An 18259-nucleotide genomic window follows, 5' to 3' on the forward strand; every position below is an offset into this window, starting at 1 on the left:
CAGGTCGCACGGCGCGGGACGGCTCCCCTCCGGCCGTCCCACGGACCGCGGTATCACCACGCCCGGAGATCGTTCGAAGACGGTGAGTAACCCGTGCCATACGGACAGAGTGCTACAGCGACGTGCGACATGCAAGTTGCACGTTGTGTTTTGCGGATAGGTGAGGAGGACACGTGAACGGGAAACTTGAAGCGTCAGGTATCGGGGCGTCACACTGGACCCCGGTTTCGCCCGTCGCGGCCGGTCGATGAACCGGCACCATCTCTGCCGCGAACGCTCGCCCACCGCCCGCCGGTCGCGCCCGCGGTGGGTGCCCAACCGGGGCGCGACCGACCGGAGGTAGCCGGGTGACTGTGACGCAGTCGCGAGCCGAGGAGGCACCGTGACCGAACGGCGCAGCCCCACCATCCGGCGGCGCCGGCTGGGGGCGGAACTCCGCCGGCAGCGCGAGGCCGCGGGCATCACCATAGAAGCGGTCGCCGAGCAGCTGGAGTGCTCGGCGTCGAAGGTCTCCCGGATCGAGACCGGCCACACCACCGCCACGCCGCGCGACGTACGCGACATGCTCCGCATCTACGGAGTCGTCGGCGCGGAGAGCGACGAGCTGGTGCAGATCGCCCGGGAGGCCCGGCAGAAGGGCTGGTGGCATCCGTACAGCACGGTGCTGGTCGGGGCGTACGTCGGCCTGGAGGCCGCGGCCAGCTCGATCCGGGCCTACGAGCAGCAGGTGGTGCCGGGGCTGCTGGAGACCGAGGAGTACGCCGGTGCGATGATCCGGGCGGCGCGGCCGGACTTCACCGCCGAACAGGTCGATCAACGAGTGCGTGTCCGATTGGGCCGTCAGTCGTTGTTGACGCAGGACGATCCGGTCGATCTGTGGGTGGTGCTCGATGAGGCGGTGCTGAGCAGGCCGGTTGGCGGCGACGCGGTGATGCGTGGTCAGCTCAAGCGGCTGGTGGAGGTGGCTGAACTGCCGAACGTGACGGTGCAGGTCCTGCCCTTCGAGGTGGGCGCGCACGCGGGCATGGACGGCACCTTCACTATCCTCAGCTTCCCCGAGCCGAGTGATCCCGATGTCGTGTACGCGGAGAACGCCACGGGTGGGCTCTTCCTGGAGAAGAGCGACGAACTGCAGAAGTACAGCTTCATCTTCGATCACATTCGAGCAGCGGCCATACGCCCGGAGGAATCCATCGCTCACATCGCGAAACTGGCAGAGGAGCCACTGTGGAAATGGCGACCAAGGAGTTCCCCGTGGACCTGACGCAGGCGACGTGGTTCAAGAGCTCGAAGAGCGGGCCGAACTGCGACAACTGCGTGGAGGTCGCGTACGTGACCGGGGCGGTCGGGGTCCGGGACTCGAAGGACAAGACAGGCCCGGCCCTGGTCTTCGCTCCGGACGACTGGCAGGCCTTCGTCGCCCGCGCCCGGGGCGGCGCGTTCGGCCGGAGCTGACCGGCACCGCAGCGTGGTCCCGCCCGGCAACGCCGCCGGGCGGGACCATTCGCGTCCGGGCGCCGCACCCGTCGCCAGTTTCGATCCGCCTCGTTGAACCGCACGGATCGGCAACCGAACGAGGCAGGCGAGACGGATGACGACGATCGGTTCAGAGAACCTCACCAGCGGCCCGGGCAAGCCCGAGCGGTTCGGTGGCAAGTACCGGGGTGCCCGCCGGGACACCGTCCTCACCGAGGTGGTCTCCGGTGACGGCGAGGAGGCCCGCGAGGGTGGTGTGCCCGAGCAGGCCGCGACGCCGCTGTCCCTGCCGTCGCTGGACCCCAACCCGCTCACCGAGCCGTCCTTCCCACCGAGCGGCTGGCCGATCGAGCAGCAGGAGTCCCTGGTGGACCACCCGCTGCTGCGCGGCCTGCTGATGGAGCTGCCGCCGAAGGGCAGCGTCCCTCCGCCCGGCTGGCTGGACCGCTGGTTCGAGGCGACCCGCGCGATCCTGGAGCTGCTATACGTGCAGGGCGCGAGCCGGTCGCGCTGACACCACCTCGGCGGCCGGCATCGCCCGTTCGGCGAGCCGGTTGTGCCGCAGCGCGTGGCGTACCCCGATCGCGCACACACCGAGCACCGCGACGGTGATCACCGGGCCGGCCACTCCCGGCGCGGCGAACAGGTCGACGCCGACCGACGGCAGCACCGCCACCAGCACCGCGAGCGCCGTCGCCTGGAGCGGCAGCGCGATCAGCGGGTGCGCTGCGGCCGCACGCAGCCCGTGCGGGGCGGGTGTTCCCGGCGCCGCCGCGAACGCGCCAGCGCCGGACCGCAGCCGCCGGACCCGCCGTACCGTGCAGACCGCCACCACGGCCGCCGGCACCGCCGCGACGCCGAGCGCGGCGGCGGACCGGTCCACAGTGGTGTCGCCGGCGCTCTGCAGGCCCGCGGCGAGGACCGCCGCGGTGAGCGCGAGGCCGGTCAGCACCAGGGCGGACAACCATCCGGTACGTCGGCGCAGCGCCCGGGCGCGGTCCAGCCCGGGCAGGCCCTCCGCGACGAGGCCGGCGGCCAGCCAGACGGCGGCGACGGGAAGCAGCACGGCGAGACGGTCATCCATGCCCCCTAGCTTTGCCCGTTTCGACGTTCGCCGAATCCGGGACGGCACCCCGGTTCGTCCCGTATCCGGGCCCGTAGGGGTCGTCGGGGCGGATCAGACGTCGAAAGTGGCCGGTCGGGTGGTGGCCGGCGTCGGCGGGGTGGCCTTCCACAGCCCGGTCTTCTGGGCCGCGAGCCGGGCCAGGTAGGCCGGGTTGAGGATGACGTAGCGGCGCCACAGGCGCTTGGGCTCCAGGCCGAGCCGCCAGAACCACTCCAGCCCGGCGCGCTGCATCCACGGTGGCGGGTTGCGCAGCAGCCCGGCGTGGTAGTCGAACGCCGCGCCGACCGCCATCAGCGGCATGTCCAGCAGCGGGCGCATGGCGTACGCGAAGACCTCCTGGCGCGGGCAGCCCAGCCCGACCAGGACGAGGCGGGCGCCGCTGGCCCGGATCCGGTCGGCGATCTCGGCATCCTCGCCCGGCGTGGCGGCGCGGAACTTGGACGGCTCGACCCCGGCGATCTTCAGCGCGGGGAACTTGCGCTCCAGCGCCGGGACCAGCCGGGACAGCGTCTCCTCGGTGGAGCCGTAGAGGTAGACCGGCAGTCCCTCCTCGGCGAACCGGGCGAGCACCCGCAGGGTCAGCTCCGGGCCGTAGACGCGGTCGGTGAGCCCGGCGCCGTGCAGCAGGTTGAGCGCCCAGCGCACGGGCTGCCCGTCCGGGGTGACCACGTCGAACGAGTTGAGCCGGGCGTTGTGCGCCGGGTCGAGCACCCCGGTCATCACGCCGTGCACGGCGAGCGCGGTGAGCGCCAGCGGGCGGCGCTCGTGCGCGGCCGCCACCACGGCCTCGGTGGCCCGGGCGTAGTCGGTCGCGTCGACCCCGACGCCCAGCACGTTGCGCTTGGTCCCGGCGCTCATGCCTTCGGCACCCACTTGTCGACGTTGGCCTCGTAGATCTCGCGGAGGATCATCGGCACGTCGTACGTGATCTTCCAGGACGGGTAGTGCTCCTCGAACCGGGCCATGCTGCTGACGTACCACTGGTGGTCGCCGGTGCGGGCCTGCTCGACGTAGTTGATCCGCGCCTCGCGGCCGGTGATCTCCTGGGCGATCCGGAACGCCTCGATGTGCGAGGTGTTCGAGTGCCGGCCGCCGCCGAGGTTGTAGACCTGGGCGGAGCGCGGCTCGCGGAAGAACGCCTCGAACGCGGTGAGCACGTCGTGCGAGTGGATCGCGTCCCGGACCATCTTCCCCTTGTAGCCGAAGAGGTTGTACGTCCGGCCCTCCATCACGCAGCGCATCAGGTACGCCAGGAAGCCGTGCAGCTCGGCGGCGGAGTGCGCCGGGCCGGTCAGCGTGCCGCCGCGGAAGCAGGCGGTCTTCATGTCGAAGTAGCGGCCGTACTCCTGGACCATCACGTCCGAGGCGACCTTCGAGGCGCCGAAGATCGAGTGCATCGACTCGTCGATCGACATGTCCTCGGTGATGCCGTCGTACCAGCGGTGGTCCTCGGGCAGCTCGTAGCGGGTCTCCAGCTCGATCAGCGGGAGCGAGTTCGGCCGGTCGCCGTACACCTTGTTGGTGGAACAGTGGATGAACGGCGCGTCGATCGCGTGCCGCCGGGTGTTCTCCAGCACGTTGAGCGTGCCGCCGGCGTTCACGTCGAAGTCGGTGAACGGCTCCTTGGCGGCCCAGTCGTGGCTCGGCTGGGCGGCGCTGTGGATCACCACGGCGATGTCCTTGCCGTAGCGCTTGAAGACCTGCTCCAGCCCGTCCCGGTCGCGGATGTCGACGGCGTGGTGGGTGTACGCGGAGCCGAGATCGGCGGCGAGCCGGTCGAGGCTCCAGGCGGTCGAGCCGTCCTCGCCGAAGAAGTACCGCCGCATGTCGTTGTCGATCCCGACCACGTCGAGACCGAGTCCGGCGAAGTGCCGGGCCGCCTCGGAGCCGATCAGACCGCCGGAACCGGTCACCAACGCGACAGTCACACGCCACTCCTGGTCCGTGGGAGGCAGGGAAACCATCGGAGCATAGCGTGACGTCCGGAACGCCCCGATACGAAGCAAGGGCCCCGCTGTGTGCGGAGCCCTCGTCCTGGTGGGGATGGGGGGAGTTGAACCCCCACGTCCTTTCGGACACACGGACCTGAACCGTGCGCGTCTGCCATTCCGCCACATCCCCGTGGCACGACCCGGAACACCATATCGCATCCCGCGCCCGCCCTCTGCGGCGGGTGCCGGGACATATTACGCTGTCCACTGGCCACGCCACGAACGATCACCGCTCGTGGCGGGCGAAACTTTAGCACGTCCGCGGGCCTGGTCACGAACGGGCCGACGGCAGCCGGCCGAGCGGCGTGTGAGCTGCGGAGGCGGTGTCCGGATACCATCATTGCCTCGGGACCCGAGGAGGAGCCGGTGAGCGTGCTGCAACGCTTCGAGAAGCGTCTGGAAGGCCTGGTCGAGGGGGCCTTCGCCAAGGTCTTCAAAGGGGTGGTCCACCCCGTGGAGATCCTCAACGCCATGCAGCGGGAGGCCGAGGCGCACAAGGCGATCCTGGCCGGTGGGCGCACCCTTGTGCCCAACCGCTACGTGATCGATCTCTCGCCCTACGACCACAGTCGGCTGGCGCCCTACGCGGCCGCGCTGGCCCAGGAGCTGGCGCAGTCGCAGGCCGAGTTCATCGGCGAGCAGGCCTGGACGGTCTACGGCGACGTGATCGTCGAGGTCGAGCGCGGTGAGGGCCTGGACACCGGCATGTTCCGGGTCACCGCCGAGGTCTACACCGGCGGGGACGTCGCCCCGGTCTCCGCGCCCGGCGGCTACGACGCCGGCCCGGCGTACCCGGCGTACGACCAGGGTGGCGGCTACGGTCCTCCGCCCGGTCACGGCGGGGGCCGCAACGTCCGCCTGGTCTCCGGCGACGGCCGCACCTACCCCCTCCAGATGGGCTCGACCGTGATCGGCCGCGGCGACCAGGCCAACCTGCGCCTGCCCGACGTCGGCATCTCGCGGCGCCACGCCCGGCTGGACTTCGACGGCGGGCAGGTCGTGCTGACCGACCTGGGTTCCACGAACGGCACGATGGTCAACGGCCAGCGCGTCTCGGCGGTCGCCCTCAACCCCGGCGACATGATCCAGCTCGGCACCACGACGCTGACCTTCCGCGTGGACGGCTGATCCCCGTTGCCGGAGCTCGTCATCACCGTCGCCCGGTTCGGGTTCCTCATCCTGCTGTGGATCTTCGTGTTCACGGTCGTCGGTGTGATCCGCCGGGACCTCTTCGCGGGCGCCCGGTCGGGCCGCCTGGTGGCCGCGCCGCGGGGGATCGGCGCGTCGACCGGGCAGCCGGGGCAGCCGGGGAAGCCGGCGAAGGCCAAGCGCGGCCGGGCCGCCCGCCAGCTCGTGGTCACCGCCGGTCAGCTGGCCGGCACCCGAATCACGCTCGGGGATGCCCAGATCACCATCGGCCGGGCGGAGGACTCGACGCTGGTGATCACCGACGACTACGCCTCGGCGCGACACGCCCGGCTGGTGCCCCGTGAGGGGCAGTGGTACGTCGAGGACCTCGGATCGACTAACGGCACGTATCTCGATCGCGCTAAGGTCACCGGACCAACCCCCGTCCCCCTCGGCGTGCCGATCCGGATCGGCCGCACTTCCCTCGAATTACGGCCATGACTCTGACCCTGCGCTACGCGGCCCACAGCGACCGCGGTCTGATCCGAGACGGTAATCAGGATTCCGTCTACGCCGGACCGCGGCTGCTTGCCGTGGCCGACGGCATGGGCGGCATGGCCGCCGGTGACGTCGCCAGCAACATCGTCATCGGTGCCATGGCGCCCCTCGACGAGGACGTCCCTGGTGACGCCCTGGTCGACGCGCTCCGCTCCGCCGTGGGCACCGCCAACCAGCAGCTCCGCGACACCGTGGACGCCAACCCGCAGCTGGAGGGGATGGGCACCACGCTCACCGCGACCCTCTTCTCCGGCAGCAAGCTCGGGATGGTCCACATCGGTGACTCGCGGGCCTATCTCCTGCGCAACGGCGAGTTCGCGCAGATCACCAAGGACGACACGTACGTCCAGATGCTCGTCGACGAGGGCCGGATCAGCGCGGAGGAGGCGAGCAGTCACCCCCAGCGCTCGCTGCTCACCCGGGCGCTGGACGGCCGCGACATCGACCCGGAGTACAGCGTCCGGCAGGTGCTGCCCGGCGACCGCTACCTGATCTGCTCCGACGGGCTCTCCGGCGTGGTCAGCGCGGACACCATCGCCGACACCATGCGGGAGTACCCCGACCCGCAGCGGTGCGTGGAGCGCCTGGTGCAGCTCGCGCTGCGCGGCGGCGGCCCGGACAACATCACCGTGATCATCGCCGACGCCACCGACCAGGACATCGTCGAGGCGTCCCCGATCGTGGGCGGCGCCGCCGCCCGGGACCGCGGCATGGCGACCTCGGCCGACGACTCCACTCCGGCGGCCCGCGCCTCGGCGTTGTCCGCGCCCCGGCCACCCGTGCCCGAGGAGCCGGCGGACAGCCGCGACGACGAGCCCGAGGGCCGTCGCCGCCGGCCGCTGCGCACCGTCGCGATGGTGGTGGCGCTCGCGGTCATCGTCGGTGGCGGCATGTTCGGCGGCTGGACGTACACCCAGCGGCAGTACTACGTCGGCGCCACCGACGACGGCCAGCTCGCGGTCTTCCGCGGGGTGCCCGGCCAGGTCGCCGGGCTGGACCTGTCGAACGTGCACGAGCGCAGCGACGCCCGGCTCGACGACCTGACGCTGGCCGCCCAGGAGCGGGTGAAGCAGGGCATCCAGGCCCGCAACGAGCCGGATGCCGAGCGCCGGCTGACGGAGCTGACCAGCGACGACCCGGGCAATCCCAACCTCAAGCCGCTCTGCCCGCCCGACCCGTCGCCCGGCGTGACCAGCCCGACCCCGGTGGCCACGACCGACCCGCTGTCCCCGCCTCCCGGCGGCAGCCCGCTCCCGTCCACGCCGCCCGCGGGCGCGTCGACGCCCACCCCCGGCGCGTCGACGCCGGCGTTCACCACCACGCCCGACGCCGTTCCCTCCGACACCGTTCCGCCGGCCGACCCGGCGGGTTGCCGGTCGCCGCAGTGAGTGTCGGCTCGATCCCGAGGACGTATCCGTGACCGCAGCCGCCGTACCGGCCGCCTCGCCCGCTTCGACGGGCGAGCAGTCCGGCGTACGCCTGGCCCGGTCCCGGCGTAACGCCGAGCTGTCCCTGCTCCTGCTCGCCATGGTGCTCGTGGCGGCGTACGCGGCGATGGTCGAGGCGAAGGCGCTGGACACGATCACGAACGACTTCTGGATTCCGGCCGCCGCGCTGGGGCTGGTCTTCCTCGGCCTGCACCTGGTGATCCGCTGGCTGGCGCCGTACGCCGACCCGGCGCTGCTGCCGGCGGTGGCCCTGCTCAACGGCATCGGCGTGGGCTTCCTGCGCCGGTACGACCTGGCCAAGGCCGCGCCCGCGGAGCGGGAGGACCTGGCCATCTTCGCCGGCACCGGTGGCCGGCAGCTCGCCTGGACGCTGGCCGCCGTGGTGCTGGCAGCCGGGCTGCTGGCGATCCTGCGCGACCACCGCTCGTTGTCCCGGTACGCGTACACGCTGGGCCTGGCCGGCATCGTGCTGGTGATGATCCCGGCGGTGCTGCCCAGCCGTTTCTCCGAGATCAACGGCGCCAAGCTGTGGATCAAGTTCGGCGGGTTCTCCATCCAGCCGGGCGAGTTCGCCAAGCTGGCCCTGCTCACGTTCTTCGCCTACTACCTGGTGCGCAAGCGCGAGGTGCTGTCGCTCGCCAGCCGGCGGGTGCTCGGCATCGACTTCCCGCGCGGGCGCGACCTCGGCCCGGTGCTGGTGGTCTGGCTGGTCAGCCTCCTGGTCCTGATCTTCGAGAAGGACCTGGGCACCTCGCTGCTCTACTTCGGCATGTTCGTGGTGACGCTCTACATCGCCACCGAGCGGGTCAGCTGGCTGCTCATCGGCCTGATCCTGTTCTTCGGCGGCGCCTACCTGGCGTACGTGCTGGGCAGCACCGTGGGCGGCCCGTTCGCCAACTTCTACGACCGGGCGGAGATCTGGCTCGACCCGTTCGCCGAGCCGTACGACCGGGGTTACCAGTTGGTGCAGGGTCTGCTCACGCTCGGCACCGGCGGCCTGTTCGGGGCCGGTCCGGGTGGCGGCCAGCCGACGCTGCTGCCCGAGGTGCAGACCGACTTCATCTTCGCCGGCATCGGTGAGGAGATCGGCCTGTTCGGTCTCTCCGCGTTGCTGGTGATCTACCTGCTGATCGTGGAGCGGGGCCTGCGTGCCGCGCTGGCGGTGCGGGACTCGTTCGGCAAGCTGCTCGCCGGTGGCCTGGCGTTCACGCTGGGCCTCCAGGTGTTCGTCATCGTCGGCGGCATCAGCAAGCTCATCCCGCTGACCGGCCAGACCACCCCGTTCCTGTCCGCCGGCGGCTCCTCGCTGATGGCGAACTGGCTGCTGATCGCGGTGCTGCTGCGGGTCTCCGACGGCGCCCGCCGCCCGGTGACCGGTGGTGGTCCGGCGGCGCGGCCTTCCGGTGGCCCGCCCGAGCAGTTGCACGGTGCCCCGACGGAGGTGATCCGACCGTGAACGCCCCTCTGCGCCGCGTCGGCGTGGTCGTGATGGTCCTGTTCGGGCTCCTCTTCGCGAACCTGAACTGGATCCAGGCATACAAGGCCGACGAGTACCGCAACAGTGACTACAACGGCCGGGTCCAGGTCGCCGAGTACGACCGCAAGCGCGGCAACATCGAGGTCGGCGGCACCGCGTACGCGCTCAGCAAGGAGACCGGCGGTGAGCTGAAGTACCAGCGCACCTACCCGGGCGGCGAGACGTACGCGCACGTGCTCGGCTGGAAGCCGGTCAACGGCAGCGCGAGCGGTATCGAGCGGGTGGAGAACGACTTCCTCGCCGGCACCAGTGACGCGCTCATCGCCAACCGGATCAAGGACATGTTCACCGGTGACGAGACCGGTGGCGGGAACGTGGTGCTGACGCTGTCGAAGCGGGCCCAGGAGACGGCGTACAAGCAGCTGAACGACAACCAGGTCGGCGCGACGAAGGGCGCGGCGATCGCTATCGACCCGCGTACCGGCGCGGTGCAGGCGCTGGTCTCCATGCCGAGCTTCGACCCGAATCCGCTGGCCAGCCACAACAGCACAGAGGCGGACCGCGCGTACAACACGCTGGAGAAGGACAAGGACCGGCCGCTGGCGAACCGGGCGCTGTCCGAGACGCTGCCGCCCGGCTCCACCTTCAAGATCATCATGGCGGCTGCCGCGCTGGAGAACGGCGTCGGCCAGCAGACCCGCATCCCCGCCGGCTCCAGCTACACCGCGCCCGGCGCCGGGCAGCCGATCCGCAACGCCGCGCCGTCGATCTGCCCCGAGTCGCAGGTGACGCTGCGGGAGGCGGTCACCGAGTCCTGCAACACCGGCTTCGCCCAGCTCGGCGTGCGGCTCGGCGCGGACAAGGTCAAGGAGAAGGCCAAGCAGTTCGGCTTCGAGCAGGACGACCTCACAGTCGGCCAGCTCGGCGAGGGTGGCCTGCCGGTGGCGGCCAGCCGCACCGGCGACATGCAGAACCCGGACGGCAGCACCGACCCGGCCGCGCTCGCCCAGTCGTCGATCGGCCAGAACAACGTGCGGATGACGCCGTTGCAGGGCGCGATGATCGCCGCCGCGGTGGCGAACAAGGACGGCAAGCAGATGCGTCCGTACCTGGTCAAGCAGTTGCTCGGACCGGACCGCACCACCGTCTACGACCCCGCCCAGCCGCGCGAGCTGCGCCGCCCGATCAGCGGTCAGGTCGCCGCCGACCTGCGCGACATGATGCAGAACGTGGTGAAGGAGGGCACCGGCCGCCGGGCCGCCATCGACGGCTACCTGGTCGGCGGCAAGACCGGTACCGCGCAGTCCGGCCCGAACACCCCGGACCACGGCTGGTTCATCGGCTTCGCCCTGGACAAGGACGGCACGCCACTGTCCGCCGTCTGCGTCGAGCTGGAGCAGGCGGGCAACGGCGGCAGCGCCGAGGCGGCCCGCATCGCCGGCCGGATCATGGCGGCGGCCATCGCGGACTCCGGGAGGCGCTGACGTGCTGAGCCCGGGGGTGAAGCTCGGCAACCGCTACCGCCTCGACGAGCGGATCGCCAGCGGTGGCATGGGCGACGTGTGGCGCGGCACCGACCAGGTGCTGGGCCGTACCGTCGCGGTCAAGAGCCTGCTCCCCGCGCTGCTGGACGAGCCGGGCTTCGCCGAGCGGTTCCGGGGCGAGGCGCGGACCATGGCGACCATCAACCACCCGGGCGTGGTCGACGTCTACGACTTCGGCAGCGACCAGCACATCGCGTTCCTGGTGATGGAGTACGTCGAGGGCGACGCGCTCTCCGCCACGCTCAGCCGGGTCGGCCGGCTGACCCCGGCGCGGACCATGGCGCTGCTGGCCCAGGCCGCCGACGCGTTGCACGCGGCGCACGAGAAGGGCATCGTGCACCGCGACGTGAAGCCCGGCAACCTGCTGGTCCGGCCGAACGGCACGCTCGTGCTCACCGACTTCGGCATCGCCCGCTCCGAGCTGGTCGGTCAGCTCACCGCCGCCGGCTCGGTGCTCGGCACCGCCTCGTACATCTCGCCCGAGCAGGCCACCGGCGCGGTGGCCACGCCCGCCTCGGACGTCTACGCGCTCGGCGTGGTCGCGTACCAGTGCCTCGCGGGCCGGCGCCCCTTCGAGGGGGACAACCCGCTCGAAATCGCCATGAAGCACGTACGGGAGACGCCCCGGGCGCTTCCGGCCGACATCCCGCCGCCGGTCCGGGCCATCGTGGAGCGGGCCATGGCGAAGGACCCGGCCACCCGCTGGCCCAGCGCCGCCGCGCTGGCGAGCATCGCCCGGCAGGCCAAGCTCGCGCTCTCCCAGGCGGCCCGTGCCGGTCGGCCCATCTCGGCCGCTCCGGCCTCACCGGCCGCACCCGTCGCACGCGCGCAGGTGCCGACCGCTCCCCGTCCGCAGCCACCGGCCGCCGCCGCGCATCCGCAGCCCCGGCCGCCGGTCTCCCCGGCCCGTCAGCCCGTCTCGCCGGCCCGTCCGCCGGTGACGCCGCGCCCGGCCGTGATCGCCCACCCGGCCCCGATGCCCCGCCCGCCGGTGGCGCCGCGTGGCGCGGCCCCCGTACCGCCGCGGCCAGTGCCCCAGCACAACCCCATGCCGTACGCCCGCCCGGCCGCCCCGCCGCCACCCCGGCGCTCCCGATCCGGGCTCTGGACGACGGCGATCGTGGTGGCCGTACTGGTCATCCTCTGCTCGGGCGTGATTTCGTTCCTGTACCGGAAATACGGTGCTACCGCATCCGCTCCGGCGAGTGTGAGCGTGACCTCCGGCGCGGTGCGGCCGCACGGAGGCGACTATCCGGTCCGCACGTCGTACCGTCGTGAGGTACGCCTCCTGCCGGCCGGCGGCGGTACGACGACGAGCGAAGGACGAGACACGCGATGACAGCGCAGGCCCGCCTGCTCGGTGGCAGGTATCAGGTCGGCGAGCTGCTGGGCTACGGCGGCATGGCCGAGGTGCACCGCGGCCGCGACCTCCGGCTCGGGCGGGATGTCGCGATCAAGATGCTCCGTACCGATCTGGCCCGGGATGCGACCTTCCAGATGCGGTTCCGCCGCGAGGCGCAGAACGCCGCCTCGCTGAACCACCCGGCCATCGTCGCCGTCTACGACACCGGTGAGGAAACCGCCCCGACGGGCGAGACCCTGCCATTCATCGTGATGGAGTTCGTCAACGGCCGCACGCTCAAGGAGGTCCTCGGCGTCGAGGGGCGGCTCCAGCCGCGCCGGGCGCTGGAGATCTGCGCCGACATGTGCGCGGCGCTGGAGTTCAGCCACCGGCACGGGATCATCCACCGGGACATCAAGCCCGGCAACGTGATGCTCACCCAGACCGGCCAGGTCAAGGTGATGGACTTCGGCATCGCCCGGGCGCTGGCCAGCGGCGCCACCACGATGACGCAGACCAGCGCGGTCATCGGCACCGCGCAGTACCTCTCCCCGGAGCAGGCGCGCGGAGAGGCGGTAGACGCCCGCTCCGACGTCTACGCGGCCGGCTGCGTGCTGTTCGAGCTGCTCTGCGGCCACCCGCCGTTCGTCGGCGACAGCCCGGTCAGCGTCGCGTACCAGCACGTGCGGGAGCAGCCGCCGACGCCCAGCACGATCAACCCGGACGTCAACCCGGCTGTCGACGCCATCGTGCTCAAGGCGCTGTCGAAGAACCCGCTCAACCGCTACCAGAGCGCCGGTGAGATGCGGGCGGACCTGCTCCGCGCCGCCGCCGGCCGGCCGGTGCTCGCCACCCCGGTGATGCCGGCCGAGGAGACCATGCCGATGGGCGCCGCCGCGGGCGGCGGTTACCACCAGGCGCAGCAGACCCAGATGATGGGCCCGCAGACCCGCTCGCAGCCGGCGGCGCGCGTCGGCGACCCGGGCAAGCGCAAGAGCTCGTCCTGGGTCATCGCGGCGTTCGCCGCGCTCGGCGTGCTCGCGGTGATCGCGCTGGGCACCGCGCTCTGGCTCAACCAGGCCGGCAACGAGAAGGTGTCGGTGCCGCAGCTGGTAGGCCGTTCGCAGGCCGACGCGCAGGCAGCGCTGACCCAGGCCGGGCTGCGGTTCGTCCCCGGCGATCCGGTGCAGAGCACCACCTGCGAGAAGGGCTCAGTGGTCGAGCAGAGCCCGACGTTCGGCCAGCGGGTGGACAAGGACACCGAGGTCACTGTCAAGGTCTGCACCGGCCCGGGCCAGGTCACCATCCCCACCAACCTGAAGGGCGGCACCTACAACGCCGCGAGGGACCGACTGACCGAACTTGAGCTGGTTCCGGTTCGCGAGGATGTCAACGACAGCGCGCCGGAGGGTCAGGTCATCTCCGTCTCGCCCACCGAGGGCAGTACGGTCGCCGAGGGCAGCAAGGTGACGCTCAAGGTCTCCAAGGGCAACGTCGGCGAGGTCCCGGACGTCCGCGGCTACACCGAGGAGCAGGCGACGAAGCTGCTGAAGGAAGCCGGCTACACGGTCCGGGTCCGGGAGGGCAACGAGGTCGACCCGTCCCAGGCGGGCAAGGTCAGCAGCCAGTCGCCGACCGGCAGGACCAAGCTGGCCAAGGGCGAGCGGGTGACCATCGAGGTCGACGTGCCGCGCGAGGACGAGGAGCCGACGACCCCGACGCCGAGCGGCACCCCCAGCACGACGCCCAGCACGCCGGGCGGAGGCGGCGGCAACGGCGGCGGCAGTGGCTTCCCGTTCCCGACCCTCGCGCCCAGCCGTACCGAACGCTGAGCATCACCTGACCGACGACGCGGCGGCGTCCCCTCCCCCCGGGGCCGTCGCCGTCGTCGCACCCGCCCTTACCGCCCCACCCTCCCCGTCGATCATGAGGTTGGCGGCGACAAATCGGCCGCGCTCGTACCGCTAACTTCATGATCGCCGGGCGGGCCGGGCGGGCGGCGGGTGAGTGGGGTTGGGGGTCAGGCGGCGGCGAAGGCGGCTCGGCGGCGGGCGTCGACCTCGGCGGCCAGCTCCGGGGCGCGTTCCAGCGCCCCCGGGAAGCCGCAGGCGGCCAGCCAGTTAGCCAGCATCAGGTGACCGCCCTCGGTCAGCACCGACTCCGGGTGGAACTGCACGCCCTCGATGGGCAGCGTGCGGTGCCGCATCGCCATCACCACGCCGGAGCCGGTCCGGCCGGTCACCTCCAGCTCGTCCGGCAGCGTCTCGGGCAGTACGGCGAGCGAGTGGTAACGGGTGGCGGTGAACGGGTCGGGCAGGCCGGCGAGCACGCCCACGCCGTCGTGGCGTACCTCGGAGGTCTTGCCGTGCAGCAGTTCCGGCGCACGCGCCACGGTGGCACCGAACGCCTCGCCGATCGCCTGGTGACCGAGGCAGACGCCGAAGATCGGGAGCTTGCCGGCGTACTCGCGGATGACGTCCAGGCAGATGCCGGCGCGGTCCGGGCTGCCGGGACCGGGTGACAGCAGGATGCCACCGGCGCCGGCGCGCCCCACCTCGGCGACGTCGATCTCGTCGTTGCGCCGTACGTCGCAGTCGGCCCCGAGCTGGCCGAGGTACTGCACGAGGTTGAAGACGAACGAGTCGTAGTTGTCGATCACCAGGACACGCATCGGGGTCACCTGTTCGGGGTGGGGGGCGGGGCGTTGTTCGTCTCGGTGCTGTACGGCAGCTCCTCGTCGCCGGGCAGCCCGGTCGGCTCGGTGAGCCCGCCGTCGCCCGGTACGCCGGAGTCCTGGGTGACCTGCACGTCGTCGAAGGGCAGCAGCGGCTCGGCCCACGGGAAGACCACGAACCAGAGCAGCGCGACGGTGGCGGTGGCCAGCAGCAGCGAGCCGATCAGCTTCCCGGGCAGCCCGAAGGGAAGTTTCCGCCAAATCCAGGTGTACACGGCTCACGTCTCCAGTTCGGCCGGGCGGCCCGCCGACTTGGCCTGGACGGCGTCCAGCCGGGCGTGAATGATCAGCCGCTGGTAGTTGTCGAACTTCGGGTTGCAGGTGGTGAGCGTGAGCAGCTTCTCGGTGGGCTTCTGGCCAGGCTTGCCCGGCACCGGCGCGACCACCTCGACCTGGGACGGCTTGACGATGCGCTGCTGATAGACGCGGTAGACGAGCCAGTCGGTGCGGGTCTCGACCACTATGGCGTCGCCGGTCTTCAGCTCGTCCAGCCGCCAGAACGTGGAGCGGATCCGGTGGCCCGCCACGGAGAAGTTGCCCACCTCGCCGGGCATCGCGCTGTCCGGGTAGCGGCCCGGGGCGTACCGGATGTCGTTCGGGCTGACCCCCTCGACCACCACCCAGTGCTTGTCGAACTTGGGGATGTAGAGGCCGGCGACCGGCTTTCCGTTGGCCGGCGGCTTCGGTTTCACGGTCGGCCCGGTGGTCGGGGCGACCGTCGGGTCCGCGCCCCACTCCTGGGCGAGCTGGCTGTTCAGATCGCTCTGGTGGGCCTCGACGATGACCGCCTTGCCCCAGATCTCGTAGCCGGCGAAGAGGAGCACCACGATGCCGAAGGTGATCAGCAGTTCGCCGGTGCCGCGTACGACGGTGCGCAGCCGGGAGCCGACGGTGGGGCGGGTCAGCTCGGAGTAGACGCTCCGGTAGCCCTCGCCGGTCTGCTCGGGCCGCAACTGCACCACCCGCTCACCGCGCCGGGGGCGGGGCGGCTCGCCCGAGGACTCGTCGCCGCCGTCCGCCGCGTCCGGCGCCGGAGGCACCGCCCCCATCAGCCCGGTGGCGTCCATCCGGGGGTCCGCGGGCGGGCGGGTGACGGGGGGCAGCACCGCCGTCGCTCCCGGGTCGACCGGCGGTGTCCGGTCCGCGTCGGCCGGGCCGCCGAACCGGGGTACGCCGGGCGGACCGGCTGCCTGCCGTCCCTCGCCCCCCGGTGGCCGGCCGGTGGCCTCTGGTGGCCGTCCGGCGCTCTCCCACGGCTGCGCGCCGGGCTGCGGCGGCTGCCCTGCGCGCCCACCGCGCTCCGGCGGGAGCGCGCCGCCGGCCTGGCGGGCGGGATGCTGGTGCGCCGCCGGTCCGTACGCGCCCGGCCGCATCTGGCGCTCGCCCGTCCCGGGTGGGACATCGCCGGGTCGCGCCCGGCGCTCACCCGCCGGAGGCGGGACATCGCCCGGTCGCGCCCTGTGGTCACCCGTCCGGGGCGGCACGTCGACCGGCGTGGACGGACGCATCCCGGGGGCGCGCTGTGGCGCCGCTGCGTGGTGCGGTGGGCCGCCCGGCAGACCGGCGCCAGGTCCGCCTGGTCCGGCGAAGCGCGCCGGGCCGGACCCGGCCGCGCCCGGACGGCCGGGTGACCGGGGCACGGACTCGGGAGCCCCGCCGCCGGAGGGGCGGAAACCGGCCTCGGGAACCCCGCCACCGGAGGGGCGGAGCCGCCTGTCGGCCTCGGCGTGGTGCGGGCCGGCCGGCGGATGTGCCTGGTTGCCCGGCCAGGGCGGCGGCGGGGCGGGCGGTGGTGGGGCGGTCCGTGGCGGGGCGGGCGGTGGTGGGACCGGTCCATGCCGGGCCGGGGAGGCGTGGGCCGGTCCGGCGTCGGGCCAGGGCAGGTCGAGCGGGGGCGGCGACGCCGGGGCAGGGGCCGGGCGCTCGACCTTGGGGAGGAACGCGGTCGGCTCCTCCTGGCGGTCGTGGCCGCGGCGGTCCCGGGGGTCGCCGCCGCTCACCGGGGCACCGTCGCCGACTGCAACGCGGTGGAGTCCTCGAACGCCGGCACGGTGACGGTGGCGACGCGCTCGACGTAGCCGAGTTGGTAGTGGTCGGCCACTTCCTTGAACACCCGCACTCCCTCAGAGGCGGCGAGCGCCCGCTGGAGTTCCGCGGGGTCGCCGATTGCCACGATCTTGAAAGGAGGGGAGTACACCCGGCCGTGCAGCAGCAGGGTGTTACCGACGCAGCGTACCGCGCTGGTGCTGAGCACGCGCACGTTCATGATTGACATGGCCTCCGCGCCGCCGGCCCAGAGCGCGTTGACCACCGCCTGGACATCGCCCTGGTGCACGACCAGGTCGTCGTTGCTGGCGCCCTTGGGTAGCGGCTGGTCGGGCCGGCGGTCGGCGTCGTTCAGCTCGACCGTCACGCCGCTGCCGGTGAGCGCTGTGAACCCGGCGGCCTGCCGGCTCGCGGCGGCCCGGTCCCGCTCGGTCTTGATCGGCCCGTCGGCGCCGGCCAGCGCGGCGGTCTGCTCCTCCACCTCGGTGCGGAGCCGGGCGGCCTTCGCCTCACTCGCCGCGACCTGCTCGCGGCGGTCCTCGATCAGCTGGGTGAGCTGAGGGCGCCGGTCCTCGCGCAGCGACGTGCCGCCCGCGGTGGTGGCGGTGGTGGTGAAGAGCAGCCCGGCCGCGGCGGCGATCAGGGGTACGCCGATCGACCAGCCCGGGCGGCGCTGGCGGGCGCGCCGGGGCAGCAGGGCGGCTACCGCGCGGCGGAGGGCCTTCTGCCAGGAGGCGGCGCCGGACGTGTACTCCACCGGGCGTTCCCTTTCCCGTCGTCTCGTTGCGGCTCGCGCCGATGCGAACCGACCTGATCGACCCGGAAAGTCCGCTCTTTCCGGTTACTGAGTGCACCGGCCTGGCCCCATTCGTGGCCTGGACGGTCCGTCGGGACTACGCTAGCTGTCGAACATTATTGGCCATGGACCGTCGCCCTCGCGCCCGGTTGTCAGGCCGGACGAGGTCGTACCCCCCTCTGGAGAGCGTCGTGCCCAAGTCTCAGGTCCGTAAGAAGAAGGTGTACACCCCGCCCACGGACGTTCGTCCGACGGCGACGGCGTCGACGCGCAAGCCTAGCCCGGTCTGGCTGCCGGTCACGGCGGTCGCGCTGATCGTGGTCGGCATCGGGTGGCTGGTGCTCTACTACCTGTCCGAGCAGGCCTACCCGGTCGCCACCTGGGGTTACTGGAACCTCGCTGTCGGCTTCGGCGCGATGGTCTCCTCGCTGATCCTGCTGTCCCGCTGGCGGTGAGCCGGCTGCCCGTCGACCCGGCGTAGGTCACGCCACGCCGCCCCTGCCAGGCGCTTCGTCGCCGCTGCACCTAAGGTGTGCGCAGGGCGGCGTGGCCTGGTGCGAGAAGACTCACGTTACTGCTGGGTAACCTTGCGC

General features: G+C 72.2%; 18 protein-coding genes and 1 tRNA gene. 11 read left to right on the forward strand and 8 right to left on the reverse strand.

Features of this window, described 5'->3' with window-relative positions; genetic code table 11:
- Positions 1 to 382: 382 nt before the first annotated feature.
- From FHU28_RS03130 to FHU28_RS03140, 3 genes are all read left to right on the forward strand, one after another.
- A complete protein-coding gene (locus tag FHU28_RS03130) occupies positions 383 to 1264 on the forward strand; it encodes a helix-turn-helix domain-containing protein (protein ID WP_043327628.1) in 882 nt (293 codons plus the stop codon).
- Entirely contained in the window at positions 1234 to 1455 is a 222-nt protein-coding gene (locus FHU28_RS03135; protein WP_073826919.1) for a DUF397 domain-containing protein, read from the forward strand. The genes FHU28_RS03130 and FHU28_RS03135 overlap by 31 nt, the downstream gene beginning before the upstream one ends.
- Before the next feature lie 136 nt (positions 1456 to 1591).
- Positions 1592 to 1990: a hypothetical protein gene (locus tag FHU28_RS03140; RefSeq protein ID WP_043327626.1), complete on the forward strand. Its 399-nt coding sequence runs from the start codon at positions 1592 to 1594 to the stop codon at positions 1988 to 1990.
- Here FHU28_RS03140 and FHU28_RS03145 read toward each other — a convergent pair.
- From FHU28_RS03145 to FHU28_RS03160, 4 genes are all read right to left on the reverse strand, one after another.
- Positions 1958 to 2560, reverse strand: coding sequence for a hypothetical protein (locus FHU28_RS03145; RefSeq protein ID WP_184680674.1), 603 nt, complete (start codon positions 2558 to 2560; stop codon positions 1958 to 1960). The two genes, FHU28_RS03140 and FHU28_RS03145, sit on opposite strands and share 33 nt — an antisense overlap.
- A gap of 93 nt (positions 2561 to 2653) precedes the next feature.
- Positions 2654 to 3460, reverse strand: a complete 807-nt coding sequence (locus FHU28_RS03150) for a WecB/TagA/CpsF family glycosyltransferase (protein ID WP_073827088.1) — start codon at positions 3458 to 3460, stop codon at positions 2654 to 2656.
- Positions 3457 to 4566: an NAD-dependent epimerase/dehydratase family protein gene (locus FHU28_RS03155; protein WP_184680677.1), complete on the reverse strand. Its 1110-nt coding sequence runs from the start codon at positions 4564 to 4566 to the stop codon at positions 3457 to 3459. The genes FHU28_RS03150 and FHU28_RS03155 overlap by 4 nt, the downstream gene beginning before the upstream one ends.
- Positions 4567 to 4637: 71 nt before the next feature.
- A tRNA-Leu gene (locus tag FHU28_RS03160) sits at positions 4638 to 4723 on the reverse strand.
- 209 nt (positions 4724 to 4932) lie between these two features.
- Here FHU28_RS03160 and FHU28_RS03165 point away from each other — a divergent pair.
- The 7 genes from FHU28_RS03165 to pknB are packed head-to-tail and all read left to right on the forward strand — an operon-like array spanning position 4933 to position 13922.
- Complete coding sequence (locus tag FHU28_RS03165; RefSeq protein ID WP_026267912.1) at positions 4933 to 5721, forward strand: FHA domain-containing protein; 789 nt, start codon at positions 4933 to 4935, stop codon at positions 5719 to 5721.
- A gap of 6 nt (positions 5722 to 5727) precedes the next feature.
- Positions 5728 to 6222: an FHA domain-containing protein FhaB/FipA gene (locus tag FHU28_RS03170; protein WP_184680680.1), complete on the forward strand. Its 495-nt coding sequence runs from the start codon at positions 5728 to 5730 to the stop codon at positions 6220 to 6222.
- Entirely contained in the window at positions 6219 to 7667 is a 1449-nt protein-coding gene (locus FHU28_RS03175) for a PP2C family protein-serine/threonine phosphatase (RefSeq protein ID WP_184680683.1), read from the forward strand. Before FHU28_RS03170 ends, FHU28_RS03175 begins: the two co-directional genes overlap by 4 nt.
- 28 nt (positions 7668 to 7695) lie before the next feature.
- On the forward strand, positions 7696 to 9183 hold the full coding sequence (locus FHU28_RS03180; protein WP_184680685.1) for an FtsW/RodA/SpoVE family cell cycle protein: 1488 nt from the start codon (positions 7696 to 7698) through the stop codon (positions 9181 to 9183).
- The gene (locus FHU28_RS03185; protein WP_184680687.1) at positions 9180 to 10688 is read left to right on the forward strand and encodes a peptidoglycan D,D-transpeptidase FtsI family protein; all 1509 of its coding nucleotides are present in this window, start codon (positions 9180 to 9182) and stop codon (positions 10686 to 10688) included. The genes FHU28_RS03180 and FHU28_RS03185 overlap by 4 nt, the downstream gene beginning before the upstream one ends.
- A gap of 1 nt (position 10689) precedes the next feature.
- The gene (locus FHU28_RS03190) at positions 10690 to 12087 is read left to right on the forward strand and encodes a serine/threonine-protein kinase (RefSeq protein WP_184680690.1); all 1398 of its coding nucleotides are present in this window, start codon (positions 10690 to 10692) and stop codon (positions 12085 to 12087) included.
- On the forward strand, positions 12084 to 13922 hold the full coding sequence (gene pknB, locus FHU28_RS03195; RefSeq protein WP_184680692.1) for a Stk1 family PASTA domain-containing Ser/Thr kinase: 1839 nt from the start codon (positions 12084 to 12086) through the stop codon (positions 13920 to 13922). Before FHU28_RS03190 ends, pknB begins: the two co-directional genes overlap by 4 nt.
- Before the next feature lie 188 nt (positions 13923 to 14110).
- Here pknB and FHU28_RS03200 read toward each other — a convergent pair whose 3' ends face one another.
- From FHU28_RS03200 to FHU28_RS03215, 4 genes are all read right to left on the reverse strand, one after another.
- Positions 14111 to 14761: an aminodeoxychorismate/anthranilate synthase component II gene (locus tag FHU28_RS03200; protein WP_184680694.1), complete on the reverse strand. Its 651-nt coding sequence runs from the start codon at positions 14759 to 14761 to the stop codon at positions 14111 to 14113.
- 5 nt (positions 14762 to 14766) lie between these two features.
- Positions 14767 to 15039 carry a hypothetical protein gene (locus FHU28_RS03205; protein ID WP_116503113.1) on the reverse strand — a complete coding sequence of 91 codons (273 nt, stop codon included), beginning with the start codon at positions 15037 to 15039 and terminating at the stop codon, positions 14767 to 14769.
- A gap of 3 nt (positions 15040 to 15042) precedes the next feature.
- Positions 15043 to 16707 carry a class E sortase gene (locus FHU28_RS33215; RefSeq protein WP_260413274.1) on the reverse strand — a complete coding sequence of 555 codons (1665 nt, stop codon included), beginning with the start codon at positions 16705 to 16707 and terminating at the stop codon, positions 15043 to 15045.
- A 113-nt stretch (positions 16708 to 16820) separates the two neighbouring features.
- On the reverse strand, positions 16821 to 17627 hold the full coding sequence (locus FHU28_RS03215; protein WP_184680695.1) for a DUF881 domain-containing protein: 807 nt from the start codon (positions 17625 to 17627) through the stop codon (positions 16821 to 16823).
- 230 nt (positions 17628 to 17857) lie between these two features.
- On the opposite strand from FHU28_RS03215, the gene FHU28_RS03220 reads away from it, so the two are divergent.
- Positions 17858 to 18121, forward strand: a complete 264-nt coding sequence (locus FHU28_RS03220) for a cell division protein CrgA (RefSeq protein ID WP_043327616.1) — start codon at positions 17858 to 17860, stop codon at positions 18119 to 18121.
- Positions 18122 to 18259: the final 138 nt, after the last annotated feature.

The sequence above is a fragment of the Micromonospora echinospora genome, assembly GCF_014203425.1.
Lineage (GTDB): Bacteria > Actinomycetota > Actinomycetes > Mycobacteriales > Micromonosporaceae > Micromonospora > Micromonospora echinospora_A.

What these genes read in the sequence shown, in the direction of transcription:
- FHU28_RS03145 (WP_184680674.1), bottom strand. Translation starts at nt 2,560, where the DNA reads ATGGATGACCGTCTCGCCGTGCTGCTTCCCGTCGCCGCCGTCTGGCTG.
- FHU28_RS03140 (WP_043327626.1), top strand. Translation starts at nt 1,592, where the DNA reads ATGACGACGATCGGTTCAGAGAACCTCACCAGCGGCCCGGGCAAGCCC.
- FHU28_RS03175 (WP_184680683.1), top strand. Translation starts at nt 6,219, where the DNA reads ATGACTCTGACCCTGCGCTACGCGGCCCACAGCGACCGCGGTCTGATC.
- FHU28_RS03200 (WP_184680694.1), bottom strand. Translation starts at nt 14,761, where the DNA reads ATGCGTGTCCTGGTGATCGACAACTACGACTCGTTCGTCTTCAACCTC.
- pknB (WP_184680692.1), top strand. Translation starts at nt 12,084, where the DNA reads ATGACAGCGCAGGCCCGCCTGCTCGGTGGCAGGTATCAGGTCGGCGAG.
- FHU28_RS03155 (WP_184680677.1), bottom strand. Translation starts at nt 4,566, where the DNA reads ATGGTTTCCCTGCCTCCCACGGACCAGGAGTGGCGTGTGACTGTCGCG.
- FHU28_RS03150 (WP_073827088.1), bottom strand. Translation starts at nt 3,460, where the DNA reads ATGAGCGCCGGGACCAAGCGCAACGTGCTGGGCGTCGGGGTCGACGCG.
- FHU28_RS03135 (WP_073826919.1), top strand. Translation starts at nt 1,234, where the DNA reads ATGGCGACCAAGGAGTTCCCCGTGGACCTGACGCAGGCGACGTGGTTC.